Here is a 19,285-nt window from a genome sequence, read left to right as displayed (position 1 = left end):
CGGCGGCTGCTACCGGCCGGCCGCCTGCCACAGGGCGAGGGTGAAGCCGGCGCCGGCGGTGAGCGCCGTGACGCTGGCCAGCGGCCAGCGGGTGCGCTCCAGCGCGTCGAGCCGTGCCTCGTGGTCGGCGAGCTGTTTGTCGGTCTGGTCGCTGCGCTGGACCAGCAGGGCGAGCGAGCCGTCGGCGCGGGCGAACCCGGCTTCGAGCGTGCCGCGCAGCCGTTCCAGTTCGAGGGCGACCGCGACGGGGTCGTTCCGGTCAGTCTCGGTCATCGGCGACTCCCGGCGAGGGGCTGCTCAGCCAGGACGGCAGCAGCCGCTGTACGGCCTCCAGGGCCATGACCCGCGCCAGCCCGCCGGCGACGGCCAGGGCGCCGGCGACCCAGGGGAGGGTTGCCGGGACACCGGAGGCGTCCACGATCGCGGGCAGGACGACGGCGATGCCGACGGCGGTCTGGAGGATGGTTCTGGCCGTGCGCTGGGCGGCGTCGGTCATGATCGGGGGCTCCTCAGCGGGTGTAGGGGACCTTCAGGGCGTTCCAGGAGGCGCGGCCGGGTACGCCGTCGGCGTCGGAGCCGGTGAAGCCGAGCTTGCGCTGCCACTTCGCGTAACTGCGGCGGTCGGCCTCGGACCAGCGCGGGCCGGGGCCGACGGCGTACGCCGAGCAGCCCTCGGCGACCAGCCGGCGGCCCATGGCGGTGATCACCGGGGAGCTGGTGGCGGAGGTGAAGAACGAGGCGCCGGGGAAGGGCTGGTAGCGCGGCGTGCCGGGTGTGCCCGGCGGGGGCGGGGTGGACGGGCCGCCGGCCGGCTTCCCGAGCCGGGCGGCGACGCGGGAGCGCATCGTACGCATCTCGAAACCGCGCGGATCCGTCTTGGTACGGGTCCACTCCTTGTGGCCGATCACGGAGCCGGCGGACCAGCCGTGGGCGCGGCAGAGGGCGGCCGAGGCGCGCTCGATGGCCTCGAGCTGGGCGGCGGGCCAGGGGTCCTTGCCGTCGCCGAGGTTGACGCACTCGAAGCCGTAGAAGTGGGCGTTGCCGTCGGTGTCCTGGTCGGCCGGCGGCGGCGGGGCGGTCTCCGCCCGGACCGCGCGCAGGACGTCGCCGTCGCCGGTCCCGGCGTGGTTGGCGCGGCCGTTGGCGATCAGGTGGACCGTGCCCTCCTTGTCGATGACGGCCTGGCAGAGCGGGCCGGGCAGGCCGGCGTAACCGTCGCGGCAGAGCGCCACGGAGGCGGCGGAGCCGCTGGAGACGGTGTGGTGCACGATCACGCCGTGCACCGGACCCCAGGGGCCCTTGTGGTTCCGGTTGCGGGTGCGCCAGCCGGGGTGTTCGACGACGCGGACGCCCTCGGCGCGCAGGGCGGCGAGGAGCCGGTCGGGGGAGAGGGGAGCTGCCATGCTTACGTCTCCTCGTCGTGCGGGGGCGGGGCGGGCGAGCCCGGTGGGCCCGGGGGCCGCCGGCCCCGCGCGGAGCGGGACCGGCGGCCGCGGGGGTCACATCACCGGGTCGATGCGGATGAAGCGGGTGTCGAAGTTGCCGGTGCTGGTGGTGTTCGCCGTCCGGTACGCGGGCGTGGCGGTGTGCGTCGTACCGACGGCCAGGCCGCTGACCAGGAACTGCGTCGAGACGGAGGACCGGTTCGGGGTGTTGACCAGCGCCGCCCTGTCGTCGGAGGCTCCGAGCACCACGGCTCCGGCGGAATTGCGGACGTTCGCCGACATGTAGCAGCCGACACCGGTGGCGGTGCCGTGCATGTAGCAGCCCACGGTGATGATGACCTGGCCCGAGGCGGGCACGGTGAACACGGCGTTCATCGGGTCGCCCACGGCGTCGGTCAGGGTCTCCGCCCAGGTGGTGCTGGTGGTGCTGCCGCCGTCGAGGTTGACCCGGAAGACCGGCACCGGACCGACGGGCGCCCAGGCGGAGCCCGTGTAGTACATCAGGCGGCCCGGCGAGGCGATCCACGCCACCATCCCGGCCACCGGCGCGGTCACCTTGGTGTCCCGCTCGGAGGCGGTGCCGAACCGCATCACCGCCCGCCCGTCCAGCGACTGGGCGAGGGACTGCAGGTGCGCGGGCAGGTCGGCGGGGTCGCTCGGCTGCGGGTAGGGGAGGTTGCTGAGCGGGGTGTACTGGGTGGTCATGCGATCTCCTCCTGGCCTCCGCCGGAGACGGGTACGGCGGGTGCGGTGTCGGGCTCGGGTCCGGGCTCCGGGGCCTCCGGGACGGGCGGCGGGGGAGCGGGCGTGACGGGGTGCTCCTCCAGGAGCACCTCGACGGGGTGGGTCGGGTCCCCCGGCGCCTCGGTGCTGATCTCCACCGGCGGCGGGGTGTCCTCGGTCACCGCGGTGTCGGTGTTGTCGGTCATGACGCGCTCTCCTTGACCTGCCGCCAGGTCAGACCGCTGCCGGCGAGGTCTCCCAGCGTGGAATGGGCGGCGGCGACGTCCGCGTAGGTGGCGCCGGCCGGGACGGGGGTGCGGTCGGAGGGGGTGTCGGGCGTCAGCCCGGCGTCCGCCGGAATCCCGTTCGTCCGGGTGCCGCGGAGGGTCAGGGTCTGCTGCACGGTTCCGGGCGCCGTGGAGCCGGTCTTGATCCCGATGACCCAGGCGAAGGTGTCCAGCGCCGCGCCGGTGGAGTCCACGACGCGTACGACGTCACCGAGCTGGATGCGCGGGTCGTACAGCACCTCGACCTCACCGAGCACGGGCACGGGGTACTGGCCCGCCACCCGCATCGCGTCGGCGAGTTCCTGCGCCGCCCGGTAGTCCTGGATCCAGTCGCTGGCCTCGGCGTAGAACTCCTGGCGCCCGTGGTACTTCTCGCTGGTGCTGCCGGAGATCCACGAGGTCGCCTGCCGCTCGACCGCCTCGGTGGACGGCTTGAGCGTCTGGATGTGGACGGACGGCTTGCCGTCCTCCGTCACCGTGTACAGGCGCCGGCTGCTGCGGTTGGTGAACCGCAGGACCAGGCACCCCTCCTCCCGCCGCGCGAGGATGTCCACGGCTCCCTTGACGGCGTCCGCGCCGGCCGCGTTGGACGCCGCGAAGCGCACCGAGAAGCCGGGGGCGACGCTCTGGTCGTCGTCGACGTTCGGCGGACCGATGTCGAACTCCTCCTCGGCGAGCACGTACTTCAGCGTCACCGAGCTGTTGCCGGGCACCTCGCGCACCACGGTGTCGTTGTACGTCGTACCGCTGGTGACCTTCACCGACGACCAGTCCTTGAACGGCTGGACGCAGTAGTTGCGGCAGGCGTCGATCTCCTCGGTGACGGTGAGCGCCGCGATGTCCCGTACCGACGTCAGGGTCAGGTCGGGGGCCGTCGGGGCCTTCGCGAAGCGCGTGTAGTTGCGCCACTGGAAGACGCCCCGCTCGTCGAACTCGGCCGTCGACATGCTGGCCTTGGCGATCTGCGTGATGACGTCCCACTGGGAGCCGGACACCCGCGGCACCGCGTACAGCGGGAGGATCGCGTCGTCCAGTTCGGCTTCCTTGACCCACGTCTTCTGGGCGAACTCCGTGGCCGTGGGCGTGCCGGCCAGCCCGCTGGTGAGCTGGACCGCCTCGGCGGCGAGCTGGGTCACCAGCCGCAGCTGGTACAGCTCGGCGGCCGGCTGCTCGGCCGAGGGGTGGGTGAAGGTGACCGGGCCGCACGGGTAGTGCGTCCCGTCCGGCGCGGTCAGGAAGGGCTGCACGGTCGGCAGGACGGTCGTCCCGGTCGACGTGGTGTCGAACAGGCCGCCGATGTGCCAGACGCCGGGCTTCTCCTTGAGCGCCGAGACGCCCCAGGAGTAGTAGTAGCCGGTGCCCTCCCGGGTGCCGGAGTGCATGAACACCTGGCCGGTCGAGAAGTCGACGGCGATCCGCAGCCGGCCGGTCTGGGTGCCGGTGCGGTTGAGGTCCAGCTCCAGGGCGACGGTGCTGCCGAAGCCGACCGCGCTGTTCACCCAGGCCTCGGCGAACAGCCGGCTGCCCGGAACGGTGACCCGGCTGCGGGGGAACCAGGTGGCGGTCATCGCGTGGGTGTCCGTCGCGGCGGCGTGCGGCACGAGCGCCATCTCGTGCGGGGCGCCCTGCCGGGTCCAGCTGTAGTGCCGCGGGTCGGGCACGACCTCGGGCTGGCCGTAGGTCGCGGCGAACCCGCCGTGCAGCGAGGCGTACACCAGGGTGAGCGGCGCCGCCGGGTCGAACTCCGGGTACCGCGGCGGCGGGCAGGAGTGGACGCCGGCCTGCCGCAGCAGCTCGTCGACGCACCAGGTGGCGGTGGCCATCGGACGCCGCCAGTAGAACCCGGCGTACGGCCTGGGCAGCTCCGCGGGCCCGTGCAGCCGCTCCGCGCCGTCGAGCGCCGTCAGCTGCACGGTGTCCGTGCCGGAGGCGGCGGACCGGTTGCGCAGGGTGCCGCGGAAGGCGGGCAGGACGCCGGCGTCGGTGCCGTACTGATGGACCACCGACTGGCCGGGTCGGGCGATGTCACCGGTCGAGCGCGGTGCCCACGGCGAGTACAGCGCGGGCGCCGACTTGCCGCCGGAGCCGGACAGCTGGAGCTGCAGCTGCGCCGACGAGCTGCCGGAGAACGCCCGCATGGCGTCCGGCAGGTCGGTGCTGTAGCTGCGCTCCAGCTGCCAGGACTGGACCTGCTCGGACACGTCCTGGCCGCCGAGGCGGGTGGTGTGGTGGGCGACGCGTGAGCCGGACTGGAGGGTGCCGGTCAGGTTCTCGTCAGTTGCTCGCACCGGCCACCTCCGCCAGCTCGATGGAGACGTTGCGGTACGGCAGCGGGCGGGCCGCGGAGTCGGTGAAGGCCGTGACGGCCATCACCGGGCACCCGTCGCCCGGCAGCTGGGGCACCGTCGGGTCGATGTGCAGCAGCTTCGCCGGGCCGATCCGCGACTGGAACGCCGTGGTGGCCGAGGCGAACGACACCGTGGCGGAGACGTGGGTGGCGCCGGCCGGCACGGCCGCCGGGGCCCAGCCGGTGATGGTCACCAGCACGGCGCCGGCGGCGTCGTGGAAGGTGAGCGCGCAGCTCTGGGCGCGGGTGCGGACCGCGGAGGGCAGCACCAGGCCGACCAGTCCCGCTCCCGGCGGCAGCGCGTGCCCCTTCTGGGTGCCGTTGACGAAGGCCAGCGTTCCGGCGGTGGACGCGGCCAGGGAGGCGACCGCGTACCCGGAGGCGTCCGTCGACAGGGTGACGCCCGTCGCCGACCACTGCGTCAGCGCGCCCTTGCCGGCGGCCTGGTCGGCGGAGAGCAGGTTCACCGGGGCGGTGGGCACGTGGTCGTCGTCGATGGTCAGCACGGCGCCGTCGAGGCCGTACGTCCCGATCTCGCCGGCGACGCCCGAGGGCGTGACCAGCGCGGCACCCGCGGGGACCGTGGCCACGAGGGTGTGCCCGGTGTCGGCCGCGGACGACAGGTAGGTGCCCGCCGCGTCGCGCCAGTGCAGGCGGGTGGCGCAGGGGCCGACCCGCCACGACTTCGGCAGGGTGAACCGCACCCGCATGCCGGGCGCGACGGGGAAGCCGGCTCGGGGCCGGCGCTGCCAGTTGAGCTGCGCCGTGGTGGTCTCGGCCTTCCAGACGTACGTCTGGGGCAGCGCCCCGGCGGCGGTCGACAGCTCCACCTTGCCGCTGCCGCTGACGGAGGTGTACCAGACGTTGTACGGGGTGCTGGACACGCTGCGCCCCTCCGCCTGGAGCGGGTCCAGCAGGTTGCGGGCCACCGGGTCGAGCAGGTCGACGGGGCCGGGGCCGTCGATGCGGCGTGCCAGCCGGTCCAGGTGCGTCGCGTCGTCCTGCGAGAGCCGGTCGAAGCTGAGCTTGATCCGGCGGGGGGCGCGCTTGGGCGCGATCGTGGTGATCTGACCGCTGAGCGAGGTGAACTGGGAGACCCCGAGGTCCGCGCCGCGTTCGAAGGCGCTGGCCGCCTGGCTGATCTCCCGGAGCTGTCCGGGCAGGCCGACCCAGAGATTCCTTGGCATGGGACGTGCCTCCTTCCTTGGTCGTGACTACCGGTGCCGTGCGGACACGACCTAGCGGCGGGCGAGTTGGCGGTGGCCGGCGATGACGGCGCGGGCGATGGTCTGGCCGTCGACCTGGACGTGGACGGGCCGGTCGGCGAGCCGCTCGACCGCCTCGGCGAGCCGGGCGATCTGGGCGCGGCCGCCGCCGGGGCCGATCATGCGCTCCAGCTTGCTGAGCGGGATGACGGCCTCGTGCTCGCCGGCCTCGCCGATCACGGCGAGGGTGCCGCCGTTGCGGGGCTGGACGATGCCGCCCTTGGCGAGGTGGGGGACGGGGATCTTCGGCAGGTTCATGGAGAAGCTCTTGCCGCCGAACTTCGGCACCCAGCTGGGGATCGAGACCTTGAAGCCGTTGAGCGCGCCGATGATCGTGTTGATGGCGGTGGCGAAGGCCCGGAAGGGCGCGAGCATGACGTTGCCGACGCCCTTGAGGATCGGCGTGATGACCCCGATCGCCGTGGACACGGCGCTCTGGATCGCCTTCATGCCGGACTTGAAGCCCTTCGTCACGACGGAGACGATCTTGTCGACGTTGACGAACTTGGCGATGAGCGGGGCGAGCAGCGTCATGATGAGGCCGAACGGGCTGGCCGCCATGGCCAGGTTGAGGCCCTTCTGCGCCAGGCTCGCGCCCTTGAGGCCCTTGGTGAGCCCGCCCCCCATGGTCTTGCCGGTCTTGTCCGCGTTCTTCCCGGCCTTGCCGACGGACTTCTCGACGGCGTCCGCCTGGCGCTTGACGTCACGCAGGGCGTTCTTCGCCTTGTCGGCGGAGCCCTTGAGCTTGTCGAGCGAGGTCTTGAACTTGTCGGTGCCGCCCTTGGCCTTGCCGAAGGAGGTGTTGGCGTTGTTCAGGCCGGTCCGGAGCTTGCCGACGGCGCTGTTGCCGTTGTTGGCGGAGGTGCGGAGCTTGCCGAGGGAGGTGTGGGCCCTGTCGGCACCGCTCTTGACCTTGGTCATGGCGGTGCCTGCCTGACCCGCCGACGACTTGATCTTCCCCACCGCGGTGGATGCCGTGCCGGAGGACTGCCTCAGGCGGCCGAGCGAGGAATTGGCCTGGTCCATCACGGAACGGAATTTCCCCGCCCCGCCGGCGGCCTTGCTGAATGCGCTGTTCAGGCTCACGTCATCTCCTTAGCGGTCACCTCGGGAAGGTGACCGTCGGTGCGTTTCATCCGGCGAGCTCCTCTTCGAGTCTGCGCAGCTGTTCCCTGGTGGTCTTGAGGTTGCTCCTCACCGAATGCAAGGACTTGATCGCGCTCTCCTTCGACTTCTCCGCGTCCTTTTCCTCATGGCGGGACTTCTGGGCCGTCTTCAGCGTGTCGACATAATGGCGACGCGCCTTCTTGAGTAGCTTTTCGGCTTCCTCGGTGGCGAAGTCGGCCTGCCGCTGGGCGGTTTTGACTGCCGCGTTGTCACCGACTCGTCCGCCGTTCTGGCCGGACATCCCCTGGGCCACTCGTGACCGGATGTCCTCGGCGTCCTTGCGTGCCTGCGCGGCCTTCTCGCTGGCCCTCTCGGCCCTGTCGACGAGCCGGACCAGCTTGCGGTCGTCCCGCTCGGACTCGTCCTTCGCCCAGGGGAAGGTGACCAACTGCCGTCCGAGGAAGACGATGCCTTTCTCGTCGCCCTTCAGTACGGACGCGTCGAACTTGAAGGGTGTGAACCCGAGCCCGACGACGCCGACGGCGATTTTGAGGCCCTCGACCGTCGTACTCAGCCCGTTGAGTTTGTGTTTGAACTTGTCTGCTTCGCTCTTCGTCCAGTAATGCAGGACCGTGTCGTCGTTCGTTGCCAACTTCGGTCACCTTCCTGGGGTGGCGGGATTCCTTGTCATCCCGTGCTGCCGCGTGCGACCATCCGTGCGTGACGAGCCTGATGTGGGTCGCTGTGGTGTGGGTGCTCGTGCCACTGCCGTTCCTGGTGTGGTTCGGCGTGTATCCGCTGTGGCTGAGGCGGCGCCTCGCACGGGTGGGAGTGGAGGCCGTCGGTGTCTGCCGGTACGTCACGGCTTCCGAGAACCGGCGCAGTACGAGCTTCGTGTTCACGACCGCCGGCGGCGAGAAGGTCTATTACCGCTCGCCGTTGAGCTGGCGCAGCTGGGGAACACCGGGCCGGGAGGCGGTGCTGGTGTACGACCCCGGCTTCGCCCGCCGCTTCGTGCGCAGCAGGAGCGAACTGGAGGCCCGCTCCGAGGCGTGGACGATCCTCTGGTGGATGCTGGGCATGGAAGTCGTGATGGTCCTGGGCTTCGTCCTCGTCGCGCTGTACGAGGCGGGCGTGATCCGCTGACGGCTCCGCGCCTGCCGTCCGGCGGCCGATCGCGGCCCCTGCGCCGTCACCCGAAGAAGTGCATCAGTTCCACGGGACCGGGCCGGGGGGCCGCACGCTCCTCGTCCTCCGACGGCTTCCCGTCCTGCGGGGCGTCGCTGTCGTCGGGCCGCGGTACCGGCTTCGGGTACTCCAGCGGCTCCGCGTCCTCGTCCTGGTTGACCGTGGCGAACATCCAGTTGGACTCGGCGAGATGGTCCACCGCGGCGGCGAGCAGGTAGTCGCTCACGCCCCACTCCGCCGCCTCGCCGTGCGTCGCGCGCGCGAGCGCGCTGTCACGCGGCATGTGCCGGACCAGCACCGCGAGCCGGCGCGAGGAGAGCCGGCCGCGGTGCCAGTCGAGCAGGTCCACGCCGTAGTGGCGCAGTAGGTCGGCCTCCAGGGCCTCGGCGTGCTCCTCGACGAGCACGCCGAGGCTCAGCCTTCCCCCAGGCCGAGCCCGGTCTCCTTGCCGTACGCCTCCAGGATGGCCGCGATGTCCTGCATCGTGACCTCCAGGCGGTCGAAGCGGGCGTACTGCTGCTCGCCCAGGAGCAGCCGCAGCAGCCCGTCGACGTCGTTGTCGTCGAGCTCGCGCAGCTTGCGGGCGGTGGAGCGGGACAGCTCGGTCGGCAGCTGGAAGGTCTGGTCGTCGAGCTCGAAGCTCCAGGCGCGGCCGAGGGCTTCCAGGCGCTGGGCGCGGGCGGCGTTGACGTTGAAGGAGGACATGCGTGGGCTCCTTTGGGGATGGGGGAGGGGACGTGGAAACGAAGGCGCCGGCGCCCGGCGCGCGGCCACAGGGGACCGCGCGCCGGACACCGGCGTGGGGGAGGGACGGGCGCCGGGGGAGCGCCGCGCCCTTACGCGTACGACTTGTCCTTCATGATCCAGGTCGCCAGCGTGGAGCTGCCCTCGGGCGCGAGGGCGGTGAAGGTGATGCCGAGCTTCAGCGCTCCGGTGCGGGTCAGGCCGATCTCCTCGGTCTCCGTGACCTGGCCGCGCGGGACGATGAAGCGGTACGTGACGTCCGAGCCGTCCTTGAACTCGATGCCGAGCTGGCGCTCGTCCTTCTGCGGCTCGGCGCCCATGGCGTACGAGTAGGTGTCGACGGCCCCGGTGGCGGTCACCGGGGTGACCGAGCCGCCGCCCATGAAGAACGGCAGCGTGTCCTTGTTGAACTGCAGGAGCTGGAACTTCACCGTCAGGTCGCGGTCCGAGTAGATGAAGCGGGCCGGGCTGACCGACTGCCAGGTGTCGACCGGGTCGATCTTGTCCTTCTTGTTGAACTTGATGCCGTCGGTGCTGGTGTAGCCGAGCTCGGTCCAGCCGGTGACCCACTCGTCGGCGGTGTGCTTCGGCGCGGCCGGGCCGGTCGGACCGGCGGCGGCGACGAGGATGCGGCCGGTGCCGGCGACGCGGATCTGGTTGCCGTTGTTGGCGGGCATGGGAACTCCTCAGGTGAAGGGTGGTGCGGGATATGGCGAAGGCCCCGCCGCGGGTGCGACAGGGCCTGTTCGTGGGCCGCGCGGGACGCGCGGCGGGGTGTGCCGGTGCGGAAGCGACCTGCTACGCGGGGCGGATCGAGATCCGGACCGTCGAGAGGTAGCGGTTGCCGTTCGGCCGGTTGTAGTCGGGCAGCCAGCGCGGACCGTCCGCCTCGGCCACCTCGGTGACGGAGGCGCCGCCGTACACCGTTCCGGCGGCTTCGAGCAGCGCGGCACGCGCGGTGAGCGCCACCGTGTGGGCGGCGGTCTTGTCCGGCCCGTAGACCTCCAGGTCGAGCAGCGGCTGGTCGAGGTGGAGGTCGTCCACCCAGGCGCCGCCGACGCGGGAGACGAGGACGGCCTTCTGGGTGCCGTCGAACCCGGCGGGCGGCCGGTTGTCGACCACGACACCGGCCAGTTCCGCCCGGTTCTTCAGGTGGTCGACCACGAGTCGTTCCGCGTCCGGGAAGGCGAGAGGGCTCACATGGACGCTCCCTTCGGGAGAGAGTCGGAGAGAGTCGGGAAAACACGAAGCGGCAGGACCGCCGCCCTGGTGGAGGGCGCAGCTCTGCCGCTGCTCCAAGTGTGATCGAGGCCCGCGGGCTCCGCAACCAACTTCCCCCCCGGCTGCGGCGGGACGCGCTCCGTATGTCCGCCGCTACCCCCCTCATCTGCGCTACGCTCGCTAACCCGAACATAAGTTCGAGCAAGGATGCAGGGTCGAGCGGACGAGCGGACGCGGACGCGGAAGGTACGGAGCACCCGGGCGGGCGTGAGGAGTGGTGGGGCGTGCAGGAGACGAACACGAGGAGCGGGCGGGCAGCCGGCGGTGAAGGCCGATGAGGAACAGCCCGCAGGACCGACTGGCAGATGTCGCCGCCGCCGTCGTCGAGGTCGCCGTGGAGAGCGCCGCGGCGGGGACGTACACCGGAGGGGTCGGCCGCGCCCTCAGTTCCGTCATCGCCAAGGTCGGCGCGCGCCTCACGGTCGACGCCGAGCTGCGCGGCTTCTCCAGCGGCTGGCAGGAGGCGGTGGCCACGCTGAGCCCGGAGCCACCCGCCCCCGCGAAGCAGGTGCAGCACGCGTCCGTGGTGCGTATCCCCAGCCCGCCGGACACGGCGGAGCACGGCTGACCCCTCCATACGTCGATACGCACGACGACGCCGGGGCGGCCACTCCTCTGAGGAAGTGACCGCCCCGGCGTCGTCGTGCGTGCTCAGGCCTGGACCGGCCGCGGCTTGCGGCGCGCGGAGCGCTCGGCGGCGAAGACGTCCTCCAGCCGGTAGAGCTGCGCCCGGCCCTGCCGCCCCGCGGGGGACAGGTGCCCGAGCTGCACCCACTTGCGGATGGTGGTGGGCACGACCCCCGCCTCCTGCGCGGCCAGTTGCCCGGTGACGAGCGCGGCTCCGGCCGGGACCGGGATCCGGGACGTGATCGGCGTACGGTTCACGTTCATCGGGCCTCTCCGTCGCGCACCGCCGCGGCCACCGCCGCCGGTGCCGTCTCCTCCATGCGGGCGGCGATCTCCGCCACGCCGCCCTCCGCCGCCCCGGCCAGCTCCTGCCAGGCGTCCTCCGCCCACAGGTGCCGGAACGCCGGGTCGCTCACGCAGTCGCAGTCCGGCAGACCGCACCGGCACCCGGGGTTGACGCACACCACGGCCCGGCTCGTCGGGAACGCCCGCAGCGACACCGAGTCGCACCACGGGCAGCGCCCGGACACGCGCACCACCGTCTCCGCCTCGCCCAGCTCCCGCGCACAGCGCCTCGCCATGCGGCGCATCTCGTCCCGTACGTGGAGGGCGAGCGTGGCGTCGGCGCCGATGCGGCCGAGCAGCTCCGTGATCCGCCGCAGCCGCTGCGCGACGTCGGCCCGGCGCGGCCGGCCCAGGCCCAGCCGGTCGTACACCGCCTCCTCCAGCTCCACCACACCGTCGGTGATGTCCCGGATCGCGTCGGACACGTGGAGGCGGATGGGGGAGGCGACGTGCCCCGGTACGGACAGGCCGTGCCGCTGCTCGTTCAGCAGCGCCTCCTGCCGCTCGGCGCGCAGCCGGGCGGCGCGGGCGGCGAGCTGCGCGGCCCCGGGGGCCGGACGGTCACAGGTCGGCGCGCCGCCGCGGCCCGGCGTCGGCGCCAGTTCGGTGAGCAGTTCGGGGAACTGGCGGACCAGCATGGCGGTCCACAGTGCGGCATCCCGTACGACGCCGGCGGTGGCGTCGTCGGCGGTGGTGGTGAGGGTGGTGGTGAGGGCGGTGGGCTGGCTGACGGACATGGAGTGCTCCCTCCTGCGGGGCGCCGCGAGAGCGCCGACGTGGAGCGGCCGCCGACACGACGGTGGCGGACGTGGTGAGTGGCTGTGGCTGCTGACCCGGTGGTGCCGGCCGTACCGGTGGTGCCGGCCGTACCGGCGGCGTGTGGTGTACGTACGTGCGGGGCCTGCGCGGCGGCGGAGGTCAGGCGGCGGCCTGGTCGAGCGGGGGCGTGCGGTGGTCCTCGGGGCCCGCCGCGAGGGCCTCGGCCTCACGGGCGCCGCCCTGGGCGCGGGCACGGTTGCCCCGGTTCAGGTCCACGGGCCGGCCGTTGTGCCACAGCCGCCCGGCGCTCACGCCGTCGAACCACGTACGCGCGGGGTCCACGGCCTCCTCGCACTCCCGCGTCACAGGGCAGCGCGCGCACGCCCGCAGCGCCGGCGCCGCGTCGGCCGGCCGCCGGGCGAAGACCACCTGCGGCGGCAGCCCCGCACAGGCGGCGTCCATCCGCCACCCGAGGAACTCCCGCAGCTCCGCGGCGGACGATGACGACGACGGACGGGCGTTGAACGGCGGTACGGACATGACGGTGGCCCCCTGATGCACTGCGAACGCCTGAGCGAAACGTATGTTGCGAGGCAGCACACTGGCATGTTGCGAGCGAGCACGCAACTAAAACTGAAAGCGGGCATATCCAGTTCTCGACGCAACCTTCACAATTGCGTGCGTGTAAGCGCGCAACCAGTGCGCGCAAGCGCGATAGTCTGGTGGCCGCCTCGAAGGGAGGGCGTACCCATGTCCGTCAGCGAACTGGAAGAGTTCACGGCCTGGATCGAAGGGGTGATCCGGCGGCAGGGGTACGACATCGACAGCCCGCGTGGCGGTGGCAAATCCCGTCTCGCCGACGAGGCCGGCGTGCACCGGGCGGCCATCACCCGCCTCCTGCAGGGGCAGAGCATGCCTGACCTGGAGACCATGCGCCGCCTCGCCCACGTGCTGCGCGTCCCGGTCCGCGACATGCTCATCAAGTCCGGCAGGCTCACCGAGGAGGACCTGCCGTTGCCCGGCCTGTCCGGTGACGTGCCGCCCGCCGAGGAGCCGGCGGCCCCCGCCCTCACCCTCGAACAGGCCGCGGCCGGGCTGGGCATCCCGCCCGACCAGCGCGACATGTTCATCCGGGTGGCCGGACAGTTCCTCCCCGAGTGGCCCGCCGGGCGCCCCGAGCGCGAGGCGCACCCAGGGCCCCGGCAGGCGGACGCCCAGGGTGTCCGCGAGGCCTGACTCCGCTTTCTCGTAAGCTTGTTCGCGCCTGTCCCCACGATTTCGCAGGCTCATTGCCCCGGCGGCGGCCGAGCCTCCGGGGGCACCGCCGTAGGTACGGGCGTCGCCGGCGCGGAGCGTGAACCGGCGTCTTCGGCGGAACCGAAACGGCGACGGGTTGCGAAAGAGAGTGTCATGGTCGAGGGCGAGGGGTGCTCCCGGCCGACCGGCGACCCGGGCGACGACGAGGCGGGGCCGACCAGGGCCAGGGGCCCCGTACGCGGACTTCCGGAACCGGCCGCCGACCTGCCGGCCCTGCTCGCCGCCCTCGGCCGCTACCTGGAGGGTCACGCGCCCGACGAGGTCGTGGTCCTGCTGCGCGAGGAACTGGCGCGCCGGGAGTTCCAGGCGTACGTCAACGGCTGGCGCGACGCCGCCGACGAGTACGAACCCGTCCTGGAGGAGGCGCGCCGCATCGCCCAGACCCGCCGCCTGCGGCTGGTCGGCCGCACGCCGGGCCAGGCGGCGGTCATCCCCTTCCCCCAGGGCGAGGACCCGGCGGCGGACGACGAGTCCGCCGGGGGCCGACCGGAAACCCACCCGGAGTCCCCGGGCCCCGGCGCCGAGGCGAGCGCGTCGGCCTCCCGGCGGCCGAGGGGGCGCGGCGGCGCGTCCGGCGACACCGGAAGGGATCCGGCCCCGGCCCCGGTCTCTTCGCCCACTTCGCGCACTTCGCCCGCTACGCGCTCGCGCGCAACAAGCGAGGACGCGGCGGCGCACCCGCGCGACCGCCCAGCCCGCCAGGCCCCGGCCGACCCGCCCGCCGCCGAGCCCCCCGCCCAGCGCCAGGCCCCGGCCGCACCGCGCCCGCACCGCCGCGAGAACGGGCAGCGCCAGGTCCCGCCCCCGTCGAACGCCGTCGAGGACGCGCACCGTCCGGCCCCGGACGGGAACGCGCCCGGCACCGCCGAGCCCCCGCAGGGCCAAGGCGCCGCCGACTCCCGCGCCGCCGAGGGCCCGCAGCGCCGGCCCCCCGCCGAGTCCGCGACCCGCGAGGGCCCGCAGCGCCAGGCCGATGCGCAGGATCCCGCCGCGGACCAGGCCCGTACCGCGGCCGCCGCGCCCAAGCTCGTCGCCAAGTCGCGCAGCTCCCGCGTCCCCACGATCCCGCGGCTCCCGGCGCGCCGCCGGAGGCCCGGCGACCACCCCTGAGGCGGCGCGCGGGCCCCGCGCCCACGGCCGGGCCGACGGCCGCGCCCAAGGCCGGGACCCGGGTCCGGGCGAACGCCGGGACGAGGGGTTTTCGCGCAACCGGCCGAGGCCCGGCGGGCGAGGTCATTTGTTTTGACCCAGGTCCATACGGTAGGTACGCTCAGACCTTGTGCCTGGGGTGTGCCTGGGCTCCTGTGCGTGTCCTCAACCGCACGGCGAGTCGAGCATCGGCCACCGCAATCTGCGCCCATTTCCGCCGCGAGGCGGGAGTCCGCAGTATTCGACACACCCGACCGCGTGGGTCGGCAACGTTCCAGGTTAGCTTTACTACACGGCACACAGAAACCGGAGAAGTAGTGCCTACGATCCAGCAGCTGGTCCGGAAGGGCCGGCAGGACAAGGTCGAGAAGAACAAGACGCCCGCACTCGAGGGTTCCCCTCAGCGCCGCGGCGTCTGCACGCGTGTGTTCACGACCACCCCGAAGAAGCCGAACTCGGCCCTCCGCAAGGTCGCGCGTGTGCGTCTGACCAGCGGGATCGAGGTCACGGCTTACATTCCGGGTGAGGGACACAACCTGCAGGAGCACTCCATCGTGCTCGTGCGTGGTGGCCGTGTGAAGGACCTGCCGGGTGTTCGTTACAAGATCATCCGCGGCTCGCTCGACACCCAGGGTGTCAAGAACCGCAAGCAGGCCCGCAGCCGCTACGGCGCCAAGAAGGAGAAGTAAGAATGCCTCGTAAGGGCCCCGCCCCGAAGCGCCCGGTCATCATCGACCCGGTCTACGGTTCTCCTCTGGTGACCTCGCTCATCAACAAGATCCTGCTGAACGGCAAGCGCTCCACCGCCGAGCGGATCGTCTACGGCGCCATGGAAGGCCTCCGCGAGAAGACCGGCAACGACCCGGTCATCACGCTGAAGCGCGCCCTCGAGAACGTCAAGCCGTCTCTCGAGGTCAAGTCCCGCCGTGTCGGTGGCGCCACCTACCAGGTGCCGATCGAGGTCAAGCCCGGTCGCGCCTCCACGCTCGCGCTGCGCTGGCTCGTGGGTTACTCCCGCGCCCGTCGCGAGAAGACCATGACCGAGCGCCTCATGAACGAGCTCCTGGACGCCTCGAACGGCCTCGGTGCTTCGGTCAAGAAGCGTGAGGACACGCACAAGATGGCCGAGTCCAACAAGGCCTTCGCGCACTACCGCTGGTAGTCGCACCCACATCGAGACCGAGAGAAGACTGAAGCCTTATGGCTACCACTTCGCTTGACCTGGCCAGGGTCCGCAACATCGGGATCATGGCCCACATCGACGCGGGCAAGACGACCACCACCGAGCGGATCCTGTTCTACACCGGCGTTTCGTACAAGATCGGTGAGGTCCACGACGGCGCCGCCACGATGGACTGGATGGAGCAGGAGCAGGAGCGCGGCATCACGATCACGTCCGCCGCGACGACCTGCCACTGGTCGCTCGAGGACGTCGATCACACCATCAACATCATCGACACCCCGGGTCACGTCGACTTCACCGTCGAGGTGGAGCGTTCGCTCCGCGTCCTCGACGGCGCCGTGACGGTGTTCGACGGTGTGGCCGGTGTCGAGCCGCAGTCCGAGACCGTGTGGCGTCAGGCGGACCGCTACGGCGTTCCGCGCATCTGCTTCGTCAACAAGCTCGACCGTACGGGCGCCGAGTTCCACCGCTGCGTGGACATGATCTCGGACCGCCTGGGTGCGCAGCCGATCGTCATGCAGCTCCCGATCGGTGCCGAGGCGGACTTCAAGGGCGTCATCGACCTGGTCCGCATGAAGGCGCTGGTCTGGTCCGCCGAGGCCGCCAAGGGCGAGATGTACGACATCGTCGACATCCCGGCCACGCACGCCGAGGCCGCCGAGGAGTGGCGCGGCAAGCTGGTTGAGACCGTCGCCGAGAACGACGAAGAGATCATGGAGCTGTACCTGGAGGGCCAGGAGCCGTCCGAGGAGCAGCTGTACGCCGCGATCCGTCGCATCACCATCGCCTCCGGCAAGGGCACCGGCACCACGGTCACCCCGGTGTTCTGTGGCACCGCGTTCAAGAACAAGGGCGTCCAGCCCCTGCTCGACGCGGTCGTGCGCTACCTCCCCTCCCCCGTCGACATCGAGGCCATCGAGGGCCACGACGTCAAGGACGCGGAGACGGTCGTCAAGCGCAAGCCGTCCGACGACGAGCCGCTGTCGGCGCTGGCGTTCAAGATCATGAGCGACCCGCACCTCGGCAAGCTCACCTTCGTCCGGATCTACTCCGGTCGCCTGGAGTCCGGCACCTCGGTGCTGAACTCCGTCAAGGGCAAGAAGGAGCGCATCGGCAAGATCTACCGCATGCACGCGAACAAGCGTGAGGAGATCGAGTCGGTGGGCGCCGGCGACATCATCGCCGTCATGGGTCTGAAGCAGACCACGACCGGTGAGACGCTGTGCGACGAGAAGGCCCCGGTCATCCTGGAGTCCATGGACTTCCCGGCCCCGGTCATCGAGGTCGCGATCGAGCCCAAGTCCAAGGGTGACCAGGAGAAGCTGGGTGTCGCCATCCAGCGTCTCGCGGAGGAGGACCCCTCCTTCCAGGTGCACACCAACGAGGAGACCGGCCAGACCGTCATCGGCGGTATGGGCGAGCTTCACCTCGAGGTCCTCGTCGACCGCATGAAGCGCGAGTTCAAGGTCGAGGCCAACGTCGGCAAGCCTCAGGTCGCGTACCGTGAGACGATCCGCAAGGCCGTCGAGCGCGTGGACTACACCCACAAGAAGCAGACCGGTGGTACCGGTCAGTTCGCCAAGGTGCAGATCGCGGTCGAGCCGATCGAGGGCGGCGACGCCTCGTACGAGTTCGTCAACAAGGTCACCGGTGGCCGCATCCCGAAGGAATACATTCCTTCGGTGGACGCCGGCTGCCAGGAGGCCATGCAGTTCGGCATCCTCGCGGGCTACGAGATGACGGGCGTCCGCGTCACGCTTCTCGACGGTGCCTACCACGAGGTCGACTCCTCCGAGCTCGCCTTCAAGATCGCCGGTTCGCAGGCCTTCAAGGAGGCCGCGCGCAAGGCGTCCCCGGTGCTCCTCGAGCCGATGATGGCCGTCGAGGTCACCACGCCCGAGGACTACATGGGCGACGTCATCGGCGACATCAACTCCCGCCGTGGCCAGATCCAGGCCATGGAGGAGCGGGCCGGCGCCCGGGTCGTCAAGGGCCTGGTGCCGCTTTCGGAGATGTTCGGCTACGTCGGCGACCTCCGCAGCAAGACCTCGGGTCGCGCAAGCTACTCGATGCAGTTCGACTCCTACGCCGAGGTTCCGCGGAACGTCGCCGAGGAGATCATCGCGAAGGCCAAGGGCGAGTAACTCTCACCGGTTCACGCTTTAGGCTTGACACCATCCGCCGGGGCTCCGCCCCGAACCCGAGGCAGAGTTCCCGGCGGGTGGCCACCCAGCAAAGATCACCTGGCGCCGATGAGTAAGGCGTACCAGAACCACTCTCAGGAGGACCCCCGTGGCGAAGGCGAAGTTCGAGCGGACTAAGCCGCACGTCAACATCGGCACCATCGGTCACATCGACCACGGTAAGACGACCCTCACGGCCGCCATTACCAAGGTGCTGCACGACAAGTACCCGGACCTGAACGAGGCTTCGGCCTTCGACCAGATCGACAAGGCTCCTGAGGAGCGTCAGCGCGGTATCACCATCTCCATCGCGCACGTCGAGTACCAGACGGAGTCGCGTCACTACGCGCACGTCGACTGCCCGGGTCACGCGGACTACATCAAGAACATGATCACCGGTGCGGCCCAGATGGACGGCGCCATCCTCGTGGTCGCCGCCACCGACGGCCCGATGCCGCAGACCAAGGAGCACGTGCTCCTGGCCCGCCAGGTCGGCGTTCCGTACATCGTCGTCGCCCTGAACAAGGCCGACATGGTGGACGACGAGGAGATCCTGGAGCTCGTCGAGCTCGAGGTGCGTGAGCTCCTCTCCGAGTACGAGTTCCCGGGCGACGACCTGCCGGTCGTCAAGGTCTCCGCTCTGAAGGCGCTCGAGGGCGACCCGGAGTGGGCCGAGTCGGTCCTCAACCTGATGAACGCCGTCGACGAGGCCATCCCGCAGCCGGAGCGCGACGTCGACAAGCCGTTCCTCATGCCGATCGAGGACGTCTTCACGATCACCGGTCGCGGTACGGTCGTCACCGGCCGTATCGAGCGTGGTGTCCTGAAGGTCAACGAGACCGTCGACATCATCGGCATCAAGACCGAGAAGACCACCACCACGGTCACCGGCATCGAGATGTTCCGCAAGCTGCTCGACGAGGGCCAGGCCGGTGAGAACGTCGGTCTGCTCCTCCGTGGCATCAAGCGCGAGGACGTCGAGCGCGGCCAGGTCATCATCAAGCCGGGCTCGGTCACCCCGCACACCGAGTTCGAGGCGCAGGCCTACATCCTGTCCAAGGACGAGGGTGGCCGCCACACGCCGTTCTTCAACAACTACCGCCCGCAGTTCTACTTCCGTACCACGGACGTGACCGGCGTCGTGACCCTCCCCGAGGGCACCGAGATGGTCATGCCGGGCGACAACACCTCCATGTCCGTCCAGCTGATCCAGCCGGTCGCCATGGAGGAGGGCCTCAAGTTCGCCATCCGTGAGGGTGGCCGGACCGTCGGCGCCGGCCAGGTCACCAAGATCGTCAAGTAACTCTGACGGTTTGACCTGGTAGCTCGTCGCAG

General features: G+C 71.1%; 24 protein-coding genes. 8 read left to right on the top strand and 16 right to left on the bottom strand.

Going from position 1 to position 19,285, the window contains the following annotated elements:
• Positions 1 to 9 precede the first annotated feature (9 nt).
• From AC07FJ_RS28295 to AC07FJ_RS28255, 9 genes are all read right to left on the bottom strand, one after another.
• A complete protein-coding gene (locus AC07FJ_RS28295; protein ID WP_355366730.1) occupies positions 10 to 273 on the bottom strand; it encodes a hypothetical protein in 264 nt (87 codons plus the stop codon).
• Entirely contained in the window at positions 260 to 496 is a 237-nt protein-coding gene (locus AC07FJ_RS28290; protein ID WP_479052097.1) for a hypothetical protein, read from the bottom strand. Before AC07FJ_RS28290 ends, AC07FJ_RS28295 begins: the two co-directional genes overlap by 14 nt.
• A gap of 13 nt (positions 497 to 509) precedes the next feature.
• The gene (locus AC07FJ_RS28285) at positions 510 to 1,403 is read right to left on the bottom strand and encodes a peptidoglycan-binding protein (protein ID WP_479052096.1); all 894 of its coding nucleotides are present in this window, start codon (positions 1,401 to 1,403) and stop codon (positions 510 to 512) included.
• A gap of 96 nt (positions 1,404 to 1,499) precedes the next feature.
• The gene (locus tag AC07FJ_RS28280) at positions 1,500 to 2,150 is read right to left on the bottom strand and encodes a hypothetical protein (RefSeq protein WP_479052095.1); all 651 of its coding nucleotides are present in this window, start codon (positions 2,148 to 2,150) and stop codon (positions 1,500 to 1,502) included.
• A complete protein-coding gene (locus tag AC07FJ_RS28275; protein WP_479052094.1) occupies positions 2,147 to 2,374 on the bottom strand; it encodes a hypothetical protein in 228 nt (75 codons plus the stop codon). The genes AC07FJ_RS28280 and AC07FJ_RS28275 overlap by 4 nt, the downstream gene beginning before the upstream one ends.
• On the bottom strand, positions 2,371 to 4,743 hold the full coding sequence (locus AC07FJ_RS28270) for a hypothetical protein (RefSeq protein ID WP_479052093.1): 2,373 nt from the start codon (positions 4,741 to 4,743) through the stop codon (positions 2,371 to 2,373). Before AC07FJ_RS28270 ends, AC07FJ_RS28275 begins: the two co-directional genes overlap by 4 nt.
• Positions 4,730 to 5,989 (bottom strand): hypothetical protein, encoded by a 1,260-nt coding sequence (locus AC07FJ_RS28265; protein WP_479052092.1) that lies wholly within the window; start codon positions 5,987 to 5,989, stop codon positions 4,730 to 4,732. Before AC07FJ_RS28265 ends, AC07FJ_RS28270 begins: the two co-directional genes overlap by 14 nt.
• Before the next feature lie 51 nt (positions 5,990 to 6,040).
• Positions 6,041 to 7,153, bottom strand: a complete 1,113-nt coding sequence (locus AC07FJ_RS28260; protein ID WP_479052091.1) for a hypothetical protein — start codon at positions 7,151 to 7,153, stop codon at positions 6,041 to 6,043.
• Between the two features lie 46 nt (positions 7,154 to 7,199).
• Positions 7,200 to 7,826 carry an HlyD family secretion protein gene (locus AC07FJ_RS28255; RefSeq protein WP_479052090.1) on the bottom strand — a complete coding sequence of 209 codons (627 nt, stop codon included), beginning with the start codon at positions 7,824 to 7,826 and terminating at the stop codon, positions 7,200 to 7,202.
• 68 nt (positions 7,827 to 7,894) lie between these two features.
• Between AC07FJ_RS28255 and AC07FJ_RS28250 the strand changes: the two genes are divergently transcribed.
• The gene (locus AC07FJ_RS28250) at positions 7,895 to 8,320 is read left to right on the top strand and encodes a hypothetical protein (RefSeq protein WP_479052089.1); all 426 of its coding nucleotides are present in this window, start codon (positions 7,895 to 7,897) and stop codon (positions 8,318 to 8,320) included.
• Between the two features lie 46 nt (positions 8,321 to 8,366).
• Here AC07FJ_RS28250 and AC07FJ_RS28245 read toward each other — a convergent pair whose 3' ends face one another.
• From AC07FJ_RS28245 to AC07FJ_RS28230, 4 genes are all read right to left on the bottom strand, one after another.
• Positions 8,367 to 8,711 carry a hypothetical protein gene (locus AC07FJ_RS28245; RefSeq protein WP_479052138.1) on the bottom strand — a complete coding sequence of 115 codons (345 nt, stop codon included), beginning with the start codon at positions 8,709 to 8,711 and terminating at the stop codon, positions 8,367 to 8,369.
• A gap of 65 nt (positions 8,712 to 8,776) precedes the next feature.
• The gene (locus AC07FJ_RS28240) at positions 8,777 to 9,067 is read right to left on the bottom strand and encodes a hypothetical protein (protein WP_355361775.1); all 291 of its coding nucleotides are present in this window, start codon (positions 9,065 to 9,067) and stop codon (positions 8,777 to 8,779) included.
• A 131-nt stretch (positions 9,068 to 9,198) separates the two neighbouring features.
• On the bottom strand, positions 9,199 to 9,783 hold the full coding sequence (locus AC07FJ_RS28235) for a phage tail tube protein (protein WP_361421504.1): 585 nt from the start codon (positions 9,781 to 9,783) through the stop codon (positions 9,199 to 9,201).
• A 121-nt stretch (positions 9,784 to 9,904) separates the two neighbouring features.
• Complete coding sequence (locus AC07FJ_RS28230) at positions 9,905 to 10,306, bottom strand: hypothetical protein (protein WP_361421501.1); 402 nt, start codon at positions 10,304 to 10,306, stop codon at positions 9,905 to 9,907.
• 355 nt (positions 10,307 to 10,661) lie between these two features.
• On the opposite strand from AC07FJ_RS28230, the gene AC07FJ_RS28225 reads away from it, so the two are divergent.
• Positions 10,662 to 10,955, top strand: a complete 294-nt coding sequence (locus tag AC07FJ_RS28225; protein WP_479052088.1) for a hypothetical protein — start codon at positions 10,662 to 10,664, stop codon at positions 10,953 to 10,955.
• 83 nt (positions 10,956 to 11,038) lie between these two features.
• Here the strand turns inward: AC07FJ_RS28225 and AC07FJ_RS28220 are convergent, their stop codons facing one another.
• The 3 genes from AC07FJ_RS28220 to AC07FJ_RS28210 form a co-directional block, all read right to left on the bottom strand.
• Positions 11,039 to 11,278 (bottom strand): MerR family transcriptional regulator, encoded by a 240-nt coding sequence (locus tag AC07FJ_RS28220; protein WP_479052087.1) that lies wholly within the window; start codon positions 11,276 to 11,278, stop codon positions 11,039 to 11,041.
• Positions 11,275 to 12,096 carry a hypothetical protein gene (locus tag AC07FJ_RS28215; RefSeq protein ID WP_479052086.1) on the bottom strand — a complete coding sequence of 274 codons (822 nt, stop codon included), beginning with the start codon at positions 12,094 to 12,096 and terminating at the stop codon, positions 11,275 to 11,277. Before AC07FJ_RS28215 ends, AC07FJ_RS28220 begins: the two co-directional genes overlap by 4 nt.
• Positions 12,097 to 12,277: 181 nt before the next feature.
• Positions 12,278 to 12,658: a WhiB family transcriptional regulator gene (locus AC07FJ_RS28210; protein ID WP_479052085.1), complete on the bottom strand. Its 381-nt coding sequence runs from the start codon at positions 12,656 to 12,658 to the stop codon at positions 12,278 to 12,280.
• Positions 12,659 to 12,868: 210 nt separating this feature from the next.
• Between AC07FJ_RS28210 and AC07FJ_RS28205 the strand changes: the two genes are divergently transcribed.
• The 6 genes from AC07FJ_RS28205 to tuf all read left to right on the top strand — a co-directional run bounded on the left by AC07FJ_RS28205 (position 12,869) and on the right by tuf (position 19,253).
• Complete coding sequence (locus AC07FJ_RS28205; protein WP_479052084.1) at positions 12,869 to 13,354, top strand: helix-turn-helix transcriptional regulator; 486 nt, start codon at positions 12,869 to 12,871, stop codon at positions 13,352 to 13,354.
• 174 nt (positions 13,355 to 13,528) lie between these two features.
• Positions 13,529 to 14,545 (top strand): hypothetical protein, encoded by a 1,017-nt coding sequence (locus AC07FJ_RS28200; RefSeq protein ID WP_479052083.1) that lies wholly within the window; start codon positions 13,529 to 13,531, stop codon positions 14,543 to 14,545.
• A 356-nt stretch (positions 14,546 to 14,901) separates the two neighbouring features.
• Complete coding sequence (gene rpsL / locus AC07FJ_RS28195; RefSeq protein ID WP_003948652.1) at positions 14,902 to 15,273, top strand: 30S ribosomal protein S12; 372 nt, start codon at positions 14,902 to 14,904, stop codon at positions 15,271 to 15,273.
• Between the two features lie 2 nt (positions 15,274 to 15,275).
• Complete coding sequence (rpsG, locus tag AC07FJ_RS28190; RefSeq protein WP_031076642.1) at positions 15,276 to 15,746, top strand: 30S ribosomal protein S7; 471 nt, start codon at positions 15,276 to 15,278, stop codon at positions 15,744 to 15,746.
• A 38-nt stretch (positions 15,747 to 15,784) separates the two neighbouring features.
• Positions 15,785 to 17,911, top strand: coding sequence for an elongation factor G (fusA, locus tag AC07FJ_RS28185; protein WP_355361794.1), 2,127 nt, complete (start codon positions 15,785 to 15,787; stop codon positions 17,909 to 17,911).
• Positions 17,912 to 18,059: 148 nt separating this feature from the next.
• Positions 18,060 to 19,253 carry an elongation factor Tu gene (gene tuf / locus AC07FJ_RS28180; protein WP_361421479.1) on the top strand — a complete coding sequence of 398 codons (1,194 nt, stop codon included), beginning with the start codon at positions 18,060 to 18,062 and terminating at the stop codon, positions 19,251 to 19,253.
• The last annotated feature ends 32 nt before the right edge of the window (positions 19,254 to 19,285 follow it).

The sequence above is a fragment of the Streptomyces sp. NPDC045998 genome, assembly GCF_056430285.1.
The sequence above is the reverse complement of the archived record's forward strand: the minus strand, read 5'-3'. Positions and strand labels throughout refer to the sequence as shown.

Coding starts and splice junctions, on each gene's coding strand:
- AC07FJ_RS28275 (WP_479052094.1), bottom strand. CDS start 2,374: ATGACCGACAACACCGACACCGCGGTGACCGAGGACACCCCGCCGCCG.
- AC07FJ_RS28205 (WP_479052084.1), top strand. CDS start 12,869: ATGTCCGTCAGCGAACTGGAAGAGTTCACGGCCTGGATCGAAGGGGTG.
- AC07FJ_RS28225 (WP_479052088.1), top strand. CDS start 10,662: ATGAGGAACAGCCCGCAGGACCGACTGGCAGATGTCGCCGCCGCCGTC.
- AC07FJ_RS28215 (WP_479052086.1), bottom strand. CDS start 12,096: ATGTCCGTCAGCCAGCCCACCGCCCTCACCACCACCCTCACCACCACC.
- rpsG (WP_031076642.1), top strand. CDS start 15,276: ATGCCTCGTAAGGGCCCCGCCCCGAAGCGCCCGGTCATCATCGACCCG.
- AC07FJ_RS28280 (WP_479052095.1), bottom strand. CDS start 2,150: ATGACCACCCAGTACACCCCGCTCAGCAACCTCCCCTACCCGCAGCCG.
- AC07FJ_RS28285 (WP_479052096.1), bottom strand. CDS start 1,403: ATGGCAGCTCCCCTCTCCCCCGACCGGCTCCTCGCCGCCCTGCGCGCC.
- fusA (WP_355361794.1), top strand. CDS start 15,785: ATGGCTACCACTTCGCTTGACCTGGCCAGGGTCCGCAACATCGGGATC.
- AC07FJ_RS28240 (WP_355361775.1), bottom strand. CDS start 9,067: ATGTCCTCCTTCAACGTCAACGCCGCCCGCGCCCAGCGCCTGGAAGCC.
- AC07FJ_RS28220 (WP_479052087.1), bottom strand. CDS start 11,278: ATGAACGTGAACCGTACGCCGATCACGTCCCGGATCCCGGTCCCGGCC.
- AC07FJ_RS28290 (WP_479052097.1), bottom strand. CDS start 496: ATGACCGACGCCGCCCAGCGCACGGCCAGAACCATCCTCCAGACCGCC.
- AC07FJ_RS28210 (WP_479052085.1), bottom strand. CDS start 12,658: ATGTCCGTACCGCCGTTCAACGCCCGTCCGTCGTCGTCATCGTCCGCC.
- AC07FJ_RS28200 (WP_479052083.1), top strand. CDS start 13,529: ATGGTCGAGGGCGAGGGGTGCTCCCGGCCGACCGGCGACCCGGGCGAC.
- AC07FJ_RS28265 (WP_479052092.1), bottom strand. CDS start 5,989: ATGCCAAGGAATCTCTGGGTCGGCCTGCCCGGACAGCTCCGGGAGATC.
- AC07FJ_RS28295 (WP_355366730.1), bottom strand. CDS start 273: ATGACCGAGACTGACCGGAACGACCCCGTCGCGGTCGCCCTCGAACTG.
- AC07FJ_RS28235 (WP_361421504.1), bottom strand. CDS start 9,783: ATGCCCGCCAACAACGGCAACCAGATCCGCGTCGCCGGCACCGGCCGC.